17 protein-coding genes are annotated in these 17,657 nt (G+C 43.3%); 16 read left to right on the top strand and 1 reads right to left on the bottom strand.

What is annotated here, in order from left to right:
* Window positions 1-336: 336 nt before the first annotated feature.
* From ADI76_RS06530 to proC, 10 genes are all read left to right on the top strand, one after another.
* Complete coding sequence (locus ADI76_RS06530) at window positions 337-1,170, top strand: PRD domain-containing protein (RefSeq protein ID WP_049515219.1); 834 nt, start codon at window positions 337-339, stop codon at window positions 1,168-1,170.
* A gap of 34 nt (window positions 1,171-1,204) precedes the next feature.
* Window positions 1,205-1,522, top strand: coding sequence for a PTS lactose/cellobiose transporter subunit IIA (locus tag ADI76_RS06525; protein ID WP_003007713.1), 318 nt, complete (start codon window positions 1,205-1,207; stop codon window positions 1,520-1,522).
* Complete coding sequence (locus ADI76_RS06520; protein ID WP_049515216.1) at window positions 1,522-3,222, top strand: lactose-specific PTS transporter subunit EIIC; 1,701 nt, start codon at window positions 1,522-1,524, stop codon at window positions 3,220-3,222. The genes ADI76_RS06525 and ADI76_RS06520 overlap by 1 nt, the downstream gene beginning before the upstream one ends.
* A 213-nt stretch (window positions 3,223-3,435) precedes the next feature.
* Window positions 3,436-4,842, top strand: coding sequence for a 6-phospho-beta-galactosidase (gene lacG / locus ADI76_RS06515; protein WP_049515214.1), 1,407 nt, complete (start codon window positions 3,436-3,438; stop codon window positions 4,840-4,842).
* 126 nt (window positions 4,843-4,968) lie between these two features.
* A complete protein-coding gene (locus tag ADI76_RS06510) occupies window positions 4,969-5,871 on the top strand; it encodes a LysR family transcriptional regulator (RefSeq protein ID WP_003001728.1) in 903 nt (300 codons plus the stop codon).
* Window positions 5,872-5,874: 3 nt separating this feature from the next.
* A complete protein-coding gene (gene lspA, locus ADI76_RS06505) occupies window positions 5,875-6,336 on the top strand; it encodes a signal peptidase II (protein ID WP_003001852.1) in 462 nt (153 codons plus the stop codon).
* Window positions 6,326-7,216, top strand: coding sequence for an RluA family pseudouridine synthase (locus tag ADI76_RS06500; RefSeq protein ID WP_049515211.1), 891 nt, complete (start codon window positions 6,326-6,328; stop codon window positions 7,214-7,216). The genes lspA and ADI76_RS06500 overlap by 11 nt, the downstream gene beginning before the upstream one ends.
* A 73-nt stretch (window positions 7,217-7,289) precedes the next feature.
* Window positions 7,290-8,399: a glutamate 5-kinase gene (gene proB, locus ADI76_RS06495; protein ID WP_049515209.1), complete on the top strand. Its 1,110-nt coding sequence runs from the start codon at window positions 7,290-7,292 to the stop codon at window positions 8,397-8,399.
* 10 nt (window positions 8,400-8,409) lie between these two features.
* Window positions 8,410-9,657, top strand: a complete 1,248-nt coding sequence (locus ADI76_RS06490; RefSeq protein WP_049515207.1) for a glutamate-5-semialdehyde dehydrogenase — start codon at window positions 8,410-8,412, stop codon at window positions 9,655-9,657.
* Window positions 9,658-9,660: 3 nt separating this feature from the next.
* Window positions 9,661-10,476 (top strand): pyrroline-5-carboxylate reductase, encoded by an 816-nt coding sequence (proC, locus tag ADI76_RS06485; protein ID WP_049515204.1) that lies wholly within the window; start codon window positions 9,661-9,663, stop codon window positions 10,474-10,476.
* Window positions 10,477-10,760: 284 nt separating this feature from the next.
* On the opposite strand, the gene ADI76_RS06480 is transcribed toward proC, so the two are convergent.
* A complete protein-coding gene (locus ADI76_RS06480; RefSeq protein ID WP_049515201.1) occupies window positions 10,761-12,284 on the bottom strand; it encodes an ATP-binding cassette domain-containing protein in 1,524 nt (507 codons plus the stop codon).
* Between the two features lie 318 nt (window positions 12,285-12,602).
* On the opposite strand from ADI76_RS06480, the gene hemW reads away from it, so the two are divergent.
* The 6 genes from hemW to ADI76_RS06450 are packed head-to-tail and all read left to right on the top strand — an operon-like array spanning window position 12,603 to window position 17,532.
* Window positions 12,603-13,733: a radical SAM family heme chaperone HemW gene (hemW, locus tag ADI76_RS06475; protein ID WP_049515199.1), complete on the top strand. Its 1,131-nt coding sequence runs from the start codon at window positions 12,603-12,605 to the stop codon at window positions 13,731-13,733.
* Window positions 13,734-13,736: 3 nt separating this feature from the next.
* On the top strand, window positions 13,737-14,492 hold the full coding sequence (locus ADI76_RS06470; protein ID WP_049515197.1) for an acyl-ACP thioesterase domain-containing protein: 756 nt from the start codon (window positions 13,737-13,739) through the stop codon (window positions 14,490-14,492).
* Window positions 14,482-15,168, top strand: coding sequence for a hypothetical protein (locus ADI76_RS06465; protein WP_049515194.1), 687 nt, complete (start codon window positions 14,482-14,484; stop codon window positions 15,166-15,168). Before ADI76_RS06470 ends, ADI76_RS06465 begins: the two co-directional genes overlap by 11 nt.
* Window positions 15,169-15,939 (top strand): TIGR01457 family HAD-type hydrolase, encoded by a 771-nt coding sequence (locus ADI76_RS06460; RefSeq protein WP_045759548.1) that lies wholly within the window; start codon window positions 15,169-15,171, stop codon window positions 15,937-15,939.
* Window positions 15,932-16,552: a TIGR01906 family membrane protein gene (locus ADI76_RS06455; RefSeq protein ID WP_049515192.1), complete on the top strand. Its 621-nt coding sequence runs from the start codon at window positions 15,932-15,934 to the stop codon at window positions 16,550-16,552. Before ADI76_RS06460 ends, ADI76_RS06455 begins: the two co-directional genes overlap by 8 nt.
* Window positions 16,549-17,532 (top strand): CPBP family intramembrane glutamic endopeptidase, encoded by a 984-nt coding sequence (locus tag ADI76_RS06450; protein ID WP_049471930.1) that lies wholly within the window; start codon window positions 16,549-16,551, stop codon window positions 17,530-17,532. The genes ADI76_RS06455 and ADI76_RS06450 overlap by 4 nt, the downstream gene beginning before the upstream one ends.
* The last annotated feature ends 125 nt before the right edge of the window (window positions 17,533-17,657 follow it).

Here is a 17,657-nt window from a genome sequence, read left to right as displayed (position 1 = left end):
AGCTGATGAAATCAGCGTAGTAGAGCCCACTCAACCACTGCGTCTTGCTCGACAATCCAAAGATGATTGAGAGGCTAGGACTTTTGTCCCAGCCTCTTCATTATTTTAAGGTCTTGTTTATTTTTTATAAAAAAATGTTTAAAAATTTTCGCTGTAAGGGTTTACAAAACAAAAAGCTTATGATAGAATAAGTTCATAAGTTGAATAGCAGTGAGCGTTACTAAGTTAGATTAGGCGTGACCACAAGTAGACTGAACAATTAGTGTAGGCTAGTTTTTTCGGTTGCTTCGTGGTCATTTTTATTTGCTTTTAACAAATTTTACAAAGGAGAGCCTCATGTATCGTATTATCCATCCAATGAACAATAATGTTGCTTTGGTTCAAAATGAACTACAACAAGAGTTGATTGTTATTGGGAGTGGGATTGCATTTGGGAAAAAGAAAAATGATCTAGTAGCTGATGATAAGGTCGAAAAAGTATTTCGTTTAAATACGGATGAGTCAAGAGAAAACTTTATGGCCCTTCTAAAGGATGTTCCTCTTGATTTCATTACAACCACTTATGAAGTGATTGATACCTTGTCTAAGAAATATGCCTATCCTGTTCAAGAATATATCTATGTGACATTAACAGATCACATCTTTTGTTCTTACCAGGCAGTTCAACAGGGAAGATATAAACACAGTGACCTTCCTGATGCGTCTGCTATGCATCCGATTCCCTATAAAATCGCAAAAGAAGCGATTGAGATCTTTCGAAAGCGGCTCTTGGATCAATTTCCTGACGATGAAGTAAATCGCATCGCTTATCATTTCATTAATGCACAAGGGGAAATGATTCATGAGCAAGATCCAGATGTCCAGGACCGACAAGTTATTTTGAAAGCTGTAGAAGAAAAACTAGCCCAAAATGGCTTGAAACGGAAAGAAGAAAACAGTCATTTCTATGATCGCTTTATGATCCATCTCAATTATTTCCTAGATTCGCTAGATAAGGGAAGAGAAGATCCAGAAGGTTTGAGCGAGATGGAACAACTGATTCAGCTAAGTTATCCAAAGGCTTATGAGATTAGTCATCAAATCTACCAAACCATCGCTGAACAGACAGGAGCCAAGATATCTCCTAATGAAAAAGTCTATTTAGCCCTTCATATTCAACGTCTATTATAAAAATTTTCAAAAGGTATCATAAGGAGGAACCAACATGAATAAAGAAGAAGTCCAATTACTTGGGTTTGAAATTGTCGCTTATGCCGGTGACGCTCGATCAAAATTAGTGGAAGCCTTAAAAGCTGCTGAAAATGGTGATTTTGCTAAAGCAGAATCCTTAGTAGAAGAAGCAGGGTCTTGTATCGCTGAGGCTCACAAATCTCAAACGACCATGCTAGCGCATGAAGCAGCAGGAGAAGAAATCCCCTATAGCATTACCATGATGCATGGTCAAGACCATCTCATGACAACAATCCTATTAAAAGACGTGATTCACCATCTGATTGAACTATATAAAAGAGGAGCGAAATAATGAATAAACTGATTGAACTGATTGAAAAAGGGAAACCTTTCTTTGAAAAGATTTCTCGAAACAAATATTTGCGAGCGATTCGGGATGGCTTTATTGCAGGGATGCCTGTTATCCTTTTCTCATCTATCTTCATCCTAATTGCGTATGTACCAAACGCTTGGGGATTCCATTGGTCTAAAGATATTGAAACTTTCTTGATGACTCCATATAGCTATTCTATGGGCATCTTGGCCTTCTTCGTTGGTGGTACAACGGCTAAGGCTTTGACTGATTCAATGAACCGCGACCTTCCAGCAACTAACCAAATCAACTTCATTTCTACAATGTTGGCTTCTATGGTTGGCTTCTTGCTCATGGCTGCCGAACCTGCTAAAGAAGGTGGATTCTTAACAGCCTTCATGGGTACAAAAGGTCTGTTGACAGCCTTCATTGCAGCCTTTGTTACCGTTAATGTTTATAAGGTCTGTGTGAAAAATAATGTGACGATTCGCATGCCAGACGAGGTTCCACCAAATATTTCACAAGTATTTAAAGACCTGATTCCATTTACATTGTCAGTTGTACTCTTGTATGCACTTGAATTAGTTGTGAAAGCAAGCCTTCATGTAACGGTTGCTGAATCAATCGGTACCCTTCTTGCTCCACTATTCTCAGCAGCAGACGGTTATGTTGGTATTACGATTATTTTCGGTGCCTTTGCATTCTTCTGGTTTATTGGTATTCACGGCCCATCTATCGTTGAGCCTGCGATTGCAGCGATCACTTATGCAAATGCCGAAGTCAACTTGAACCTCCTTCAACAAGGTATGCACGCTGATAAGATCCTTACATCTGGTACACAAATGTTCATCGTCACTATGGGTGGTACTGGTGCAACTCTTGTTGTTCCGTTCATGTTTATGTGGTTATGTAAATCGAAACGAAATCGTGCTATTGGACGCGCTTCAGTAGTTCCTACATTCTTTGGTGTAAACGAACCAATCTTGTTTGGTGCACCACTTGTTTTGAACCCAATCTTCTTTATCCCATTCATCTTTGCACCAATTGCAAACGTATGGATCTTTAAGTTCTTTATTGAAACACTTGGCATGAACTCATTTACTGCCAACCTTCCATGGACTACACCAGGACCTCTTGGTATTGTTCTTGGTACAAACTTCCAGTTCTTATCATTCGCTCTTGCAGCATTGTTAATTGTAGTAGATATTGTTATCTACTATCCATTCCTCAAGGTTTATGATGAACAAATTCTTGAAGAAGAACGTTCAGGTAAAACTAATGATGAATTAAAAGAAAAGGTAGCTGCAAACTTTAACACTGCAAAAGCAGATGCTATTCTTGAAAAAGCTGGAGTTGAAGGTGAACGAGTTCAAAACAATATCACAAAAGAAACTAACGTATTGGTTCTTTGTGCCGGTGGTGGAACTAGTGGACTTCTTGCCAACGCTTTGAATAAAGCTGCTGCAGAATACAATGTTCCTGTGAAGGCTGCTGCTGGTGGCTACGGTGCTCACCGTGAAATGTTGCCAGAATTTGACCTTGTTATTCTTGCTCCTCAAGTAGCTTCAAACTATGAAGATATGAAGGCTGAAACAGATAAACTTGGAATCAAATTGGCTAAGACTGAAGGAGCTCAATACATCAAGTTGACTCGTGATGGTAAAGGTGCTCTTGCATTCGTTCAAGCTCAATTCGATTAACGATAGGGACTGTGAAACAGTCTCCTATCGTAACGGAAATCGCTATGGCGATTTTCCTAATCGACTTGTTAATTCGTCGGTAAAAATATATCGTTTTTACCTCCTCATGTCACAATTCGGTGGCTTGGTACAAGAAGTGAGATGGAGATGGATGGCTCACTAACTCCTCTCCGCTCACTTTTCATTTGGTTCAATTAAGAAATAGGTGAAAAAATGACAAAAACACTTCCTAAAGATTTTATTTTTGGTGGAGCGACAGCTGCCTACCAGGCAGAAGGTGCGACTCATACTGACGGAAAAGGTCCTGTTGCTTGGGACAAATATCTAGCAGATAACTATTGGTACACAGCAGAACCTGCTAGTGATTTCTACCATAAATATCCAGTAGACTTACAGTTGGCAGAAGAATATGGCGTAAACGGAATTCGTATTTCTATTGCTTGGTCACGTATTTTCCCAACTGGCTATGGTGAAGTCAATCCTAAAGGGGTAGAATTCTATCATAAGTTATTTGCAGAATGTCATAAACGTCATGTAGAACCATTCGTAACTCTTCACCACTTTGATACTCCTGAAGCTCTTCACTCAAATGGAGACTTCTTGAATCGTGAAAATATCGAACACTTTGTAGATTATGCTGCTTTCTGTTTTGAAGAATTCCCAGAAGTCAACTACTGGACAACCTTCAATGAAATTGGCCCAATCGGTGATGGTCAATACTTGGTTGGTAAATTCCCACCAGGTATTCAATATGACCTTGCCAAAGTCTTCCAATCACACCACAATATGATGGTTTCTCATGCACGTGCTGTGAAATTGTATAAAGACAAAGGGTATGAAGGTGAAATTGGAGTTGTGCACGCTCTTCCAACTAAGTATCCGTTGGATCCAGAAAATCCAGCAGACGTTCGGGCGGCTGAATTGGAAGATATCATCCATAACAAGTTTATTCTAGATGCAACCTACCTTGGACACTATTCAGATGCAACCATAGAAGGTGTAAACCACATTCTTTCAGTTAATGGTGGTAGCTTGGATCTTCGTGACGAAGACTTTGCAGCGCTTGAAGCAGCTAAAGATTTGAACGACTTCCTTGGAATTAACTACTACATGAGTGATTGGATGGAAGCATTTGATGGTGAAACTGAAATCATCCACAACGGTAAAGGGGAAAAAGGAAGCTCTAAGTACCAAATTAAAGGTGTTGGTCGTCGTGTAGCTCCTGACTATGTGCCTCGGACGGATTGGGACTGGATTATCTATCCGCAAGGTTTGTATGACCAAATTATGCGCGTGAAAGCAGATTATCCAAACTATAAGAAAATCTACATCACTGAAAACGGACTGGGCTACAAAGATGAGTTTGTGGATAATACGGTTTATGACGATGGACGGATTGATTATGTGAAACAACACTTAGAGGTCTTGTCTGATGCGATTGCAGATGGTGCTAATGTCAAAGGTTACTTCATCTGGTCTCTCATGGACGTCTTCTCTTGGTCTAATGGTTATGAAAAACGCTATGGTCTCTTTTATGTGGACTTTGAAACCCAGGAGCGCTATCCAAAGAAATCGGCTCATTGGTACAAGAAAGTAGCCGAAAGCCAAGTGATTGAATAAGTATCAACTGGAACTGTTTTAGTTCCAGTTTTTTATTTTCACTTGATGAAGGTCTCTTAAACGGATCTCTTCTTTCAGCCCCTAATTTATGGTATAATAGATCGATACTGTAATAAGGAAAATAGAATGAATATACAACAATTACGATATGTAGTGGCGATTGCCAACAGTGGTACTTTTCGTGAGGCTGCTGAAAAAATGTATGTGAGTCAGCCTAGCTTGTCCATCTCTGTCAGAGATCTGGAAAAAGAACTGGGGTTTAAGATTTTTCGTCGGACTAGTTCTGGGACTTTTTTGACCCGTCGGGGAATGGAATTTTATGAAAAAGCGCAGGACGTGGTCAAAGGGTTTGATATTTTTCAAAATCAATATGCCAGTCCTGAAGAAGAGAAGAAAGAATTCTCCATTTCTAGTCAGCACTATGACTTTTTGCCACCTTTGATGACGGAATTCTCAATCCGCTATCCGGAAAATAAAAACTTCCGCATCTTTGAATCAACGACGGTTCAAATTTTGGACGAAGTGGCTCAAGGGCATAGTGAGTTGGGAATTATTTATCTCAACCGTCAAAATACCAAGGGGATTATGCAACGGGTTGATAAATTAGGGCTTGAAGTGGTGGATTTAATTCCTTTTCAGACTCATATTTACCTTCGCAAGGGACACCCTCTGGCTAAGAAGAAAAAACTGGTCATGGAAGATCTAGCTCAGTTGCCAACTGTTCGTTTTACCCAAGAAAAAGATGAGTACCTCTATTATTCAGAGAACTTTGTCGATACCAGCTCGAGCTCACAAATGTTCAATGTGACTGACCGGGCAACCTTGAATGGAATCTTGGAGCGGACAGATGCTTATGCGACGGGATCAGGCTTTTTGGATAGCCAGTCAGTGAATGGCATTACCGTGATTCCTTTAGAAGATAATTTAGACAATAAAATGGTCTATGTCAAACGCGAAGAGATGGATCTCTCCCCTGTAGCAGAGAAGTTTGTCGAGGTCATGGTAGAGTATTTTGATCAAAAGAGGTAAGAAATGAAGAGAAAAACAATGGTTCCGGTAGCAATCGTGCTATTGGTCCTACTGGATCAGTTGGTCAAATGGTATGTAGTCAAGAACATTCCACTGGGTGTCGTTAAGTCTTTTATTCCCCATGTGGTCAGCCTGACCTATCTTCAAAACACAGGTGCAGCTTTTTCGCTTCTTGAAAATCAGCAATGGTTCTTTACCCTCATCACTCTAGTCGTGATGGTGGGGGCCTTTTACTATCTTTATAAGCACCTCAAGGGGTCGCTTTGGATGGTGACGGGCTTGACCTTGGTGATTGCAGGTGGCTTGGGGAATTTTATCGATCGCCTGCGTCAGGGCTTTGTGGTCGATATGTTCCACCTGGATTTTATGAATTTTGCCATTTTTAATGTAGCAGATAGTTATTTGACAGTTGGAGTTTTCTTGCTCCTGATCCTGATGTTGAAAGAGGAAACGCATGGAAATTAAAATCGAAGTAGCCGGTGCGCGACTGGATAAGGCTTTGGCGGATTTGACTCCCTTGTCACGAGCTGTAGCCAATGAGCAGATCAAAGAAGGAAAAGTTCTGGTCAATGGAACTGTGAAAAAAGCTAAGTATACGGTCAAAGAAGGAGACATCATCCAGTATGAAGTCCCAGAAGTGGAAGAGGTCAGCTATGAAGCAGAAGATCTGCCCTTAGACATCGTCTATGAGGACCGGGATGTCGTCGTCGTCAATAAACCCCAAGGCATGGTCGTTCACCCAAGTGCCGGCCATACTAGTGGGACCTTGGTCAATGCGCTCTTATACCATGTTAAGGACCTTTCAGGGATCAATGGGGAATTGCGTCCAGGGATCGTTCATCGGATCGATAAAGACACGTCAGGTCTCCTGATGGTCGCAAAAAATGACCAAGCTCACGTCGCCTTAGCAGAGGAACTAAAAGACAAAAAATCTCTACGGAAGTATTGGGCCATTGTCCATGGCAACCTTCCGAACGATCGTGGGATGATTGAAGCACCAATTGGTCGCAGTGAAAAGGACCGGAAAAAACAAGCGGTGACGGCTAAAGGAAAGCCTGCAGTGACCCGTTTTCAAGTATTGGAACGCTTTGGAAATTACACCTTGGTAGAGTTGCAACTGGAGACTGGTCGGACCCACCAAATTCGGGTGCACATGGCCTATATTGGCCATCCCGTGGCTGGAGATCCTGCTTATGGTCCTAAGAAGACACTCAAAGGACAAGGACAGTTTCTTCATGCGCGGACACTTGGTTTTACCCACCCTCGCACAGGCGAGACCTTGGAATTTACAGCAGAAGTGCCAGCGATCTTTGAAAAAACGCTGGAAGACCTTCGAAAAGGATAATGAAGATGGCTGAATGGAGATTCAGTCACTTTCATTAGATACGAAATAAATAGTATTAGAAAGAAACTTAGCGATGAAAGCAAAACGAATCGTCTTTAAAGTAGGGACCTCGTCTTTGACCAATCCTGATGGGAGTCTCTCCAGACAGAAGGTCAAGGTCATTACCCAGCAGTTGGCTCTCTTACATGAATCAGGTCATGAGTTGATCTTGGTCTCATCAGGGGCAGTTGCTGCTGGATTTGGTGCCCTTGGTTTTAAGAAACGGCCGACTAAGGTGGCAGACAAGCAAGCCTCTGCGGCAGTTGGTCAAGGTTTATTGATGGAAGAATATACCTCTAATCTTCTTTTACGCAACATTGTTTCTGCACAAATTTTATTAACCCAGGATGACTTTGCGGATCAACGTCGCTATAAGAATGCCCACCAGGCCCTTTCTGTCTTACTCAACCGTGGGGCGATTCCGATTATCAATGAAAATGATACGGTTTCTATCGCTGAGCTAAAAGTTGGCGACAATGATACCTTGAGTGCGCAGGTTGCGGCCATGGCCCAAGCGGATCTTTTGGTGCTGTTGACGGATGTAGATGGCCTCTATACAGCCAATCCTTCTCAGGATCCAACAGCCAAGCGTTTGGAGCGGATCGAGCACATTTCTCGCGAGATGATCGAGATGGCTGGAGGTGCGGGTAGTAGCAATGGAACTGGCGGAATGCTGACCAAACTCAAGGCAGCGACCCTGGCGACAGAGTCAGGAGTTCCTGTCTATATTTGCTCGTCTCTCAAGCCTGATGCCTTGATCGAAGCGGCGCAAGAACAGGCAGATGGTAGTTACTTCCTTGCAGAGGATAGGGGCTTAAAAACCCAGAAGCAATGGCTAGCCTTTTATGCAGAAAGTAAAGGAGCTCTTTGGGTGGATGCTGGAGCGGCTGAGGCCTTGTTGCAATACGGAAAGAGTTTATTAATTTCTGGTGTGACCAAGGCAGAAGGGGATTTTTCTTATCAAGACATCGTCAGCGTCTATCATCAAGAGTCAGGACAATTACTAGGGAAAGGGAAAGTTCGTCTCGGCCAGTCGGCTGTGCGCGATATGCTCCAATCTAAAAAAGCCAAGGGAATCCTCATCCACCGGGATGATTGGATCTCGGTAACTCCTGAGATTGACTTACTCTTTACAGAATTCTAAAGGAAAATGTATGGAAACAACACAAGAACAATTAGCCTTAGCGAGATCGGCTAAGAAAAGCATCAATACGGCCAGTACAGCTCTTAAAAATCAGGCCTTAGAAGCTATGGCCGGCCAGCTTCTGAAAGCAACGGAAGCCATTTTAGTAGCCAATCAAATCGATATGGAAGCGGCACGCGGTAAGATCTCTGAAGTCATGCTAGATCGCCTATTTCTTGATCAAGAGCGGATTGAAGGGATGGCACAAGGTATCCGTGCTTTAATAGACCTGCCAGATCCGATTGGGGAAGTGTTGGATACTGAAGTTTTGGAAAATGGCCTTGAAATCCAGAAAGTTCGAGTCGCTATGGGCGTCATTGGGATCATTTATGAAAGCCGTCCAAATGTAACGTCAGACGCTGCAGCGCTTGCTATCAAGAGTGGAAATGCAGTGGTTCTTCGTACTGGAAAGGATGCCTTTTATTCTGCCCAAGCGATCGTGACCGCACTCAAGAGTGGGTTGGAAGAAGCCGGACTCAATCCAGATCTTCTCCTATTGATCCAAGATACGAGTCGAGCTTCCAGCCTTGCTATGATGAAGGCCAAGGGCTACCTGGACTTGCTTATTCCACGAGGTGGTGCTGGCTTAATCCAAGCAGTGGTTGAAAATGCCATTGTCCCCGTGATCGAGACAGGAACTGGAATTGTTCATGTCTATGTGGACAAGGAGGCTGACTTCCAGAAAGCCCTAGCGATTATTGAAAATGCCAAGACCAGTCGGCCGTCTGTCTGCAACGCTATGGAGGTCTTGTTGGTTGATCGAGCGATCGCGTCTGATTTCTTGCCCTTGGTCAAAGAGCGTTTAGTGGATGCACGAGAAAGATCCGTTGAGTTGCGCCTAGATGAGGATGCACAGGCTACCATTTCGGGGACAGCAGCGCAGGAGCAGGATTTTGATACCGAATTTTTAGATTATATATTAGCAGTCAAGGTCGTTGATGGAGTTGAGGAAGCGGTGGACCACATAGAAGCCCACAGCACCCATCATTCGGATGCCATTGTGACTGAAAATCCAGAGACAGCCGCTTACTTCACCAAGCAAGTGGATTCAGCCGCTGTTTATGTCAATGCTTCTACACGCTTTACAGACGGGGGTCAATTTGGCCTAGGGTGTGAGATGGGGATCTCGACCCAAAAACTCCATGCGCGTGGTCCTATGGGTTTGCGTGAGCTGACCAGCTATAAGTATCTGGTCTCTGGAAACGGTCAAGTGAGGTAAGATATGAAAGTAGCATTTATCGGTCTTGGAAATATGGGAGCTAGTCTGGCCAAAGCGGTCGCAAAAGAAGTGGCTAGCACAGACCTGCTTTTGGTCAACCGTTCCCCACAAAAGGTGGAAGAATTTATCAGCCAGTATGGGGGAACTGCGTCTGATCTTGAACAAGTCTTTCAAGAGGCGGAGGTCATCTTCTTAGGTGTCAAACCCTACCAAATCTGCCCTTTACTTGAAGAGTATCAGGACATTTTGGGCCAACGTTCCAATCTCCTGTTGGTTTCTATGGCAGCAGGTCTGGAACTGGAGCAAATGGCAAATGTAGTTAAAAATGAGCGGGTGGGGCTCATCCGCATCATGCCTAATACGCCCGTAGCCATTGGTCAAGGTGTCATCAGTCTGACCCGCTCCCAAGCAGTGACAGACCAGCAACTAGCCCAAGTCAACCAGCTCTTAGCAGGAGCAGGAGCTCTCTATGAAATCGAAGAAAGATTGATGGATCCTGCAACTGCTGTTGCAGGCTGTGGTCCAGCCTTTGTCTATCAGATGATCGAGGCCATGGCAGATGCGGGAGTAGGTTTAGGACTTTCACGTGAGCAAGCCTTGCAGATGGCCGCCCAGACCTTCCAAGGAGCTAGCCAAATGGTCCTAGAGACAGGCAAGCACCCAGCCCGCTTGCGAGATGCAGTTTGTAGCCCAGGTGGCTCAACCATCGCAGGAGTCAATCGCTTAGAACAAGTCGGCCTACGAGGTAACATCATTTCAGGAGTAGAAGCAGCCTATAAACGCACCCAAGAAATGGGACAAGAGGCAGGGCGAAATTAGATAAAAGATTGGTCAAAACCAAGCTTGTAGAACAATGACGATCTGTTCTTTTATACAAATCTAACAAATTCAGAGTTATCCAATCCTCTATTGAAACTTTTCAATGTGAGAAAAGTGCCTGAAACTTAATGGTTTCAGGCACTCGGGAGTTTTGAAACCTTAGGTTCAAAACTAAGTCATGGAACTTCTATGAAGTTCGCTGACGTCCGTTCTTGCCTAAGGAAAGTTTCTAAGAGGACTTTATTTTCAATGTAAAAGATTGGTTTTAGCCAATCTTTTTTACGTTAGAGCGACTCTATCTCTACGAAACCATTTCCAGTCAGACGATAGATTTTTTGGCAGACTTCTTTGAGGAAGGTCCGGTCGTGGGAGACTGTAACCAGTCCTCCTGGGTAGTCTGCGAATAGGCGACGAATTTCTGGTTGGGAAGTGGGGGAAAAATTACGAGTAGGCTCGTCCAAGAGCAGAAACTGAGGACTTGTGAGTACTAATTGAAGGAGGAAGAGTTTTCCTTGCTGGCCACCAGAAAGTTCAGAGATAGGATGATGCATTTCAGAAAAGGTAAAGTTGAGGGAGGCTAAATGCAATTGAATGATGTTGATTTCTTCGCGATCACCTGAATGCTGTAGAAATTGAACGGGTGTCTGAGTCAGAGGGAGACGTTCAGTGTAATCTTGAGGCATATAAGCAGTGCGGATACTTTCATTCTTTCGTAAGATCTCCCAGATCTTTTTTAGAAAAGTGGATTTCCCTACACCGTTGGAACCGATAATCCCTATCTTATCCTGCCCTTGAAGTGTGAGGGAGAGATTCTTGACTAGGACACGATCCCCAATTGCGAGCTCTTCCTGATCTAAGAGAAGGACTCGTTTTTGAGGAGACAAGGGAGTGAGGGGAGGGAAATGCAGATTGATGATTTCCTCATCATAGGGTTGGGAAGTCATGGATTGGAATTCTCGCTCGTAGCGCTTTTCTTGTGAGAGGAGGGACTTCATTTTCTTTGCCAGGAGACGTCCAGCAGTGCTATCTTTGGTATTTCGTAAGGAAGTTTGGACTTGCTGACGGACGCGACGGTGCTTCTCCATTGTTTTTTGGTAGGCTCGTTGATCGTTGGCCGCTTGCTGAGACTGTTGCTTGAATTGTTGCTCCCTCTGGCTACTGTAGTCTTGATAGCCTAGGTGCTCCACGATCGTTTCAGCCTCCTTGCGGTGTTTGATCTGTCTGAGGTGAATGATGGTATCCGCCGTCTGAGTCAAAAAATCTTCATGATGGGAAATAAATATTATGGTTTGGGGGCTCGTTTGGATCATCTGCTGGAGCCAGTCCAAGGTCTCCAAATCCAGATCGTTTGAAGGTTCATCTAAAAATAGCAATTCATGAGGACAACAAAGTTCGTGAAGCAGTTGAACTTTGAGGGCTTCTCCTCCAGATAGACTTCCGATAGCTTGATCGCTTGCAAAGCGCTCGCTATTAAAATGCAATTGATCTGCCAGTCTGTAGAGGGTGGCATAGTCTAGCTCGTCCTCTCCAAAAAAATATTCTTCCAAGGTTTTTCCCTTCAAAGCTTCCGGTAAAGTTTGGGGAATATAGGCAAAGGAGTGAAAATTAGTGGTGATTTCTCCTTCTATGGTCAGATAATCTGGTAGAGATTTTGGGGACATAAGGACCTGAAGTAAGGAAGATTTTCCATTCCCTTCTTCGCCAATAATAGCAACTTTTTCTCCTTCATGAATGGTCAGGGAAAGATCTCGAACCAGATCTCGTAAATCTTTTGTATGTCGGATAGTGAGGTGGGATAGTTTTAGCATAAGATTCCTTTCTACTGGGACAAAAAACAGCTCTACCTATTTAGTAGAGCTGTATTCAAGTGAAACCCAAGCAGAAAAAGACCTTATTTAGCCAACAAAAGGTTGGAAATTAGGCGAGAGGGTACACAAAAAGAGATAGAACAAGCAGTCCACTAAATAAAGTATCTTATTTAACGAAACTTAGTTGTTCATATCTCCTTACCTCCGAATATGATTAAATTTATTCTATTCCTTTTATTCCTTCTTGTCAAGGAATTCCTGGCTTCTTATTCCCTTTTCTTTTCGGACTCGGGGGGATTTTATGGTATAATTAAAGGTATGCATACAAAACCAACGTCCGCTTATGTCCACATCCCATTTTGTACCCAGATTTGTTTTTATTGTGATTTTTCGAAGGTCTTTATTAAAAACCAACCAGTTGATGCCTATTTGGAGCATTTGATCCAAGAATTTCGTCGGGAAGAAATCACACACTTACGGACTCTCTATATTGGGGGTGGGACACCGACAGCCTTATCTGCAGATCAGCTAGCCTATCTGCTCAAGGAGCTGACCAAGTCGCTTGATCTGTCTCAGATGGAAGAGCTGACCATCGAGGCCAATCCTGGTGATTTGGATCCGGATAAGATTGCGGTCTTGAAGGATTCGCCGGTTAATCGGGTTTCATTGGGAGTACAGACCTTTGATAATCGCTTGCTCAAGAAGATTGGTCGAAGCCACCAAGAGCAGGACATTTATGACAATATCGACCGTCTGAAACTGGCTGGTTTTGACAATATTTCGATCGACCTCATTTATGCGCTTCCGACGCAAACCATGGACCAGGTCAGGGAAAATGTCGCGAAGGCTCTTGCTCTTGACATTCCCCACATGAGCCTCTATAGCTTGATTCTTGAGAATCACACAGTCTTTATGAACCGCATGAGACGGGGTAAGCTTCCTCTACCAAAAGAGGAGTTGGAAGCAGAGATGTTTGAATACATCATTCAGGAGTTGGAGCGAGCGGGCTTTGAGCATTACGAAATTTCCAATTTCTCCAAGCCTGGTTTTGAAAGTCGACACAATCTCATGTATTGGGACAATGCCGAGTATTATGGATTGGGAGCTGGTGCATCCGGCTATGTTAACGGTGTTCGTTACAAGAATCATGGGCCTATCCGTCACTATATGCAGGCTGTTGATAAGGGAAATGCGCGTGTCCAAGAAGAACATCTGACTCAGACAGAAATGATGGAAGAAGAGATGTTTCTAGGACTACGTAAGAAAACAGGCGTTTCTAAGAAGCGTTTTGAAGAAAAATTTGGTGTGAATTTTGACCAACAATATGGACCAGTGGTTGAGGAATTGACCCAGCAGGGCCTTTTAGTACCTGACAAGGACATTGTACGAATGACCAAGAAAGGTCTCTTTTTAGGAGACACTGTAGCAGAGAAGTTTATTTTGGAGTAGAAGATGGCAAAAACATTTGAATACAGCATGAAAATTCCGTTTGATATGAGCGATGTCAATGGTTATATTAAGATTCCCCAATTGATCTTGCTGTCTTTACAGGTATCGGGCATGCAATCGATTGAGCTGGGTATGAGTGATATGTACATTTTAGAGAACTACAATCTAGTCTGGATTATCACGGATTACAATATGAAGATCGAGCGTCTCCCTGTTTTTGATGAGAAAATCACTATCGAAACCTATGCCAAGAGTCACAATCGACTTTTCTGCTACCGGGCCTTTAATATCAAGGATGAAGCAGGAAATACTATCATTGAGATGGTCGCGACCTTTGTCTTGATGGATCGTGATACACGCAAGGTTCATCCAGTTATGAGCGAAATCACGGATGCCTTTGACTCTGAATTTTCAAAAACCATGCTCCGCGGTCCCCGTTTCAAAGAATTAGAAGGCGGCGTGGAACAAGAATACCGAGTTCGGTTTTACGACTTGGATATGAACGGACATGTCAACAATAGCAAGTACTTGGACTGGGTTTTTGAGGTGATGGGAGCAGACTTCTTGACCCATCATGTCCCTAAAAAAGTTCATCTAAAATATGTCAAAGAAGTGCTAGCAGGAGGTCTCATCACCTCTCAATATGAACAAGAGGGCTTGAAAACTCAGCATCAAATTACTTCAGATGGTCAGATCAATGCCCAAGCTGAAATTGAGTGGGAAGAAGTAGAAGAAAAGGGTTGGAATTATGGAAAGTAGAAGATTAAAAAATAAAAAACAGGAACTTGAAAGCTATCAAAAACGGGTTGTGGCCTATGCCAAGCGTCAAAAGAACCCTTTGTACATGTTGGGAGATTGGCTCTTGACTCTTTGTGCTTTGGGCATCATCCTGGTAGAGGAAATTTATAAATTTTTCCGCTATCGCTTGAATCTAGATAGTTTTAGTCGCTTTTTAAGAGAAGATGTACGCTGGTATCGGGTCTGGATCCATTTCACCTTGGCCTTTCTTTTACCGGTCATGATCTTCTCGATTGGAATTACTAGCCAATCAGGATCCTTCTGGTCCAATTTCTATCACCGCTTGTCTCAAGGCGTGCTCTTTAGCACAACAGTCAGCCTCGCTGCGACCTTGGTGACGGATTTTGTGGAGAATTTGCAACCAGAAACTAAGTCTGACGGGAAAAATCGGAGCACCAAACGCACGGTTTATCAAATCAGTGTGGATCAGGCAACCGTGATAGGCTTGTTATTGACCATTGTGATCCTCATGGTAGCATCCTTCTTGTTCACCCAATCGGGAAGTCAAGGGATTAATTTTACAGGTTTGGTGTTACAATTTGTCCTCTATGCTGGAGCATTGCTCTTATATGGTTCTGGTGGACGAGTCGATGCAGAGAAGTTTCATGAAGAAGCTGACACAGAAAGGGAAGAATAAATGCACTATAAGGGCTATTTGATTGATTTGGATGGCACTATTTACAAAGGAAAATCACGAATTCCTGCAGGAGAAGCTTTTGTTCATGAATTGCAGGCGCGTGAGATTCCCTATCTCTTTGTGACCAACAATACAACCCGCACACCAGAGACTGTTCGGGATATGCTAGCGACTCACTTCAATATTGAAACCCCTGTGTCGACCATCTATACAGCTACCCTTGCGACTATTGACTACATGAATGACCAAAATTTGGGCAAGAAGGTCTATGTGATCGGAGAAGCGGGGCTCAAAGATGCTATTGAAGAAGCTGGCTATATCATCGATGAAGAAGCACCTGATTATGTGGTGATTGGCCTCGATTGGCAAGTGGATTATGAGAAGTTTGCTATTGCGACCTTGGCGATTCAAAAAGGAGCTCACTTTATTGGGACCAATCCGGACCTGAACATTCCAACAGAGCGTGGCTTGATGCCAGGAGCAGGATCCCTGATTGCCCTTGTTGAAGCGGCGACACGGGTCGAGCCTGTGATCATTGGAAAACCAAAGGCCATCATCATGGATAAGGCTATTGAACACTTGGGTCTTGAAAGAGAAGAAGTCGTTATGGTCGGGGATAATTATCTAACAGATATTCGTGCAGGTATTGACAATGGGATTCCAACCCTTTTGGTGACGACAGGTTTTACCAAACCAGAAGAAGTGCCAACCTTACCAATTGCACCGACACATGTTGTTTCCAGTTTAGCGGAGTGGGATTTTGATGCTTAAAAGTCTGAAATCAATCAACCAATTTTTCTTTATCTTGTCAGCTACGATCCTTCTCACCATTGGCCTAGCATGGGTCCTCTATCCCATGGAGATTCATTGGTTGGGGATTCAAAGCCGAACTGGTTTTTCGGCTTCAGTCATCATGAAGAATTTTAATGTCTTGATGAACTACTTGACCAATCCTTTTCAGTGGGTGTTGAAGATGCCTCAATTCCCCTCTTCAAAAAATGGGCTGCACCATTTTGAAGCCGTCAAGTACCTATTTCATTTGGTGACGGTCGTTTTCTTGGTCACTCTACCTGGTTTTATCCATTTTATGCGGACAGTCGTCAAAAAAGGCTACCTGGCCTTGTACCGAAGTCTCTTCTTTTGGATGATGGTTTTACCAGTAGTGCTTGCAGTGATGACTGTTATAATTGGCTTTGATCAATTCTTTACGCTTTTTCATCAGGTCTTATTTGCTGGGGACAATACTTGGCTCTTTGATCCGCGCGTGGATTCGATTATTCTTGCATTACCAGAAGACTACTTTATGCATGCCTTTTTGATTTTCTTTGTCTTATACGAAGGAGTCTGTGCGAGTTTTTATCTATTTTCTAGGAGGAAGAAATGAACCAATATAACCGATTATTAGACCCTAAAAAAGATATAGGAAGGTATTCTGGGACACTTGCTATTTATCTCTTGGTAATGACCTTAGTAACCGTCCTGTGGGAAGTCCTCTTAGGCTTAACCCTAGCAGGCTCTCTCAGAAAAGATCCAAGTCAAGTAACGGAGAAGCTCAATGCCCTGAATGTGTGGGCAGGTATTCCCTACCTCATCTCTATTTCCATTGGACTCTTTCTTTTTAATGCCTATCGCAAGAAGGCCCTTTATAAATATGATCTTAAGCATAAGGGGCGTAAGATGACACTTTCAGTCTTCTTTATTCTTCTCGCCTTTCTTGGCTTTTCTCAAGTCTTTTCATCTGTGATGACACAAGTGATTGAGCGCATGTTTGAGACTATTGGCCTTCATTCTCCAACACCAGATCTAGGAGATACGATTGAGCGGTCTTGGACTATGCTTTTGTATGCTGGCTTTTTTGGTCCTATCACAGAGGAATTCTTCTTCCGTGGGGCTGGCTTGCGAGGCTTGGAACGGTATGGCAAAATCTTTGCTATTGTCATGACGGCTATTTTATTCGGTCTCTTTCATGCCAATTTTGACCAGCTCTTTTTCGCGGGTATTATTGGTCTAGGATTCGGCTACATTGCCTTTGAATACAATATCTGGTGGGCGATTTTCTATCACATTTTCAATAACTTTGTCATTTCCCAAGGCTTGCATTATGTGGCCTATCATGTGGACGAGGGACTAGCAAATTGGCTCCAAATCGGTGTTTTAGCCATTGGTTCCATTGTCATGATAGTGGTTCTTGCGACCAAATGGCCAGCTATCAAGGCTTATATTCAGGCCAATAAACCTCAGCCGGGAGTTTTCCAGCGTGCCCTCGCTTCCTTCTGGTTCTGGTTCTTCGTGCTATTCACTATCCTGATGTCTATTGTTCCTTATGTGATTCCGCTCTTCCAGATGGCCAATTTAAAAGGATAAGTATTATCAAGAGAGTGGGACAGAAATCGGTCATTCGTTAGCATTCGATTTCGTCGTCCCAGCTCCGCACAGTTGAGTAGGGCTGTAAAAGCTGATGAAATCAGCGTAGTAGAGCCCACTCAACC

This window comes from Streptococcus parasanguinis (assembly GCF_001074805.1).
Taxonomy (GTDB): domain Bacteria; phylum Bacillota; class Bacilli; order Lactobacillales; family Streptococcaceae; genus Streptococcus; species Streptococcus parasanguinis_A.
This window is presented reverse-complemented; position numbering and strand designations above follow the sequence as displayed.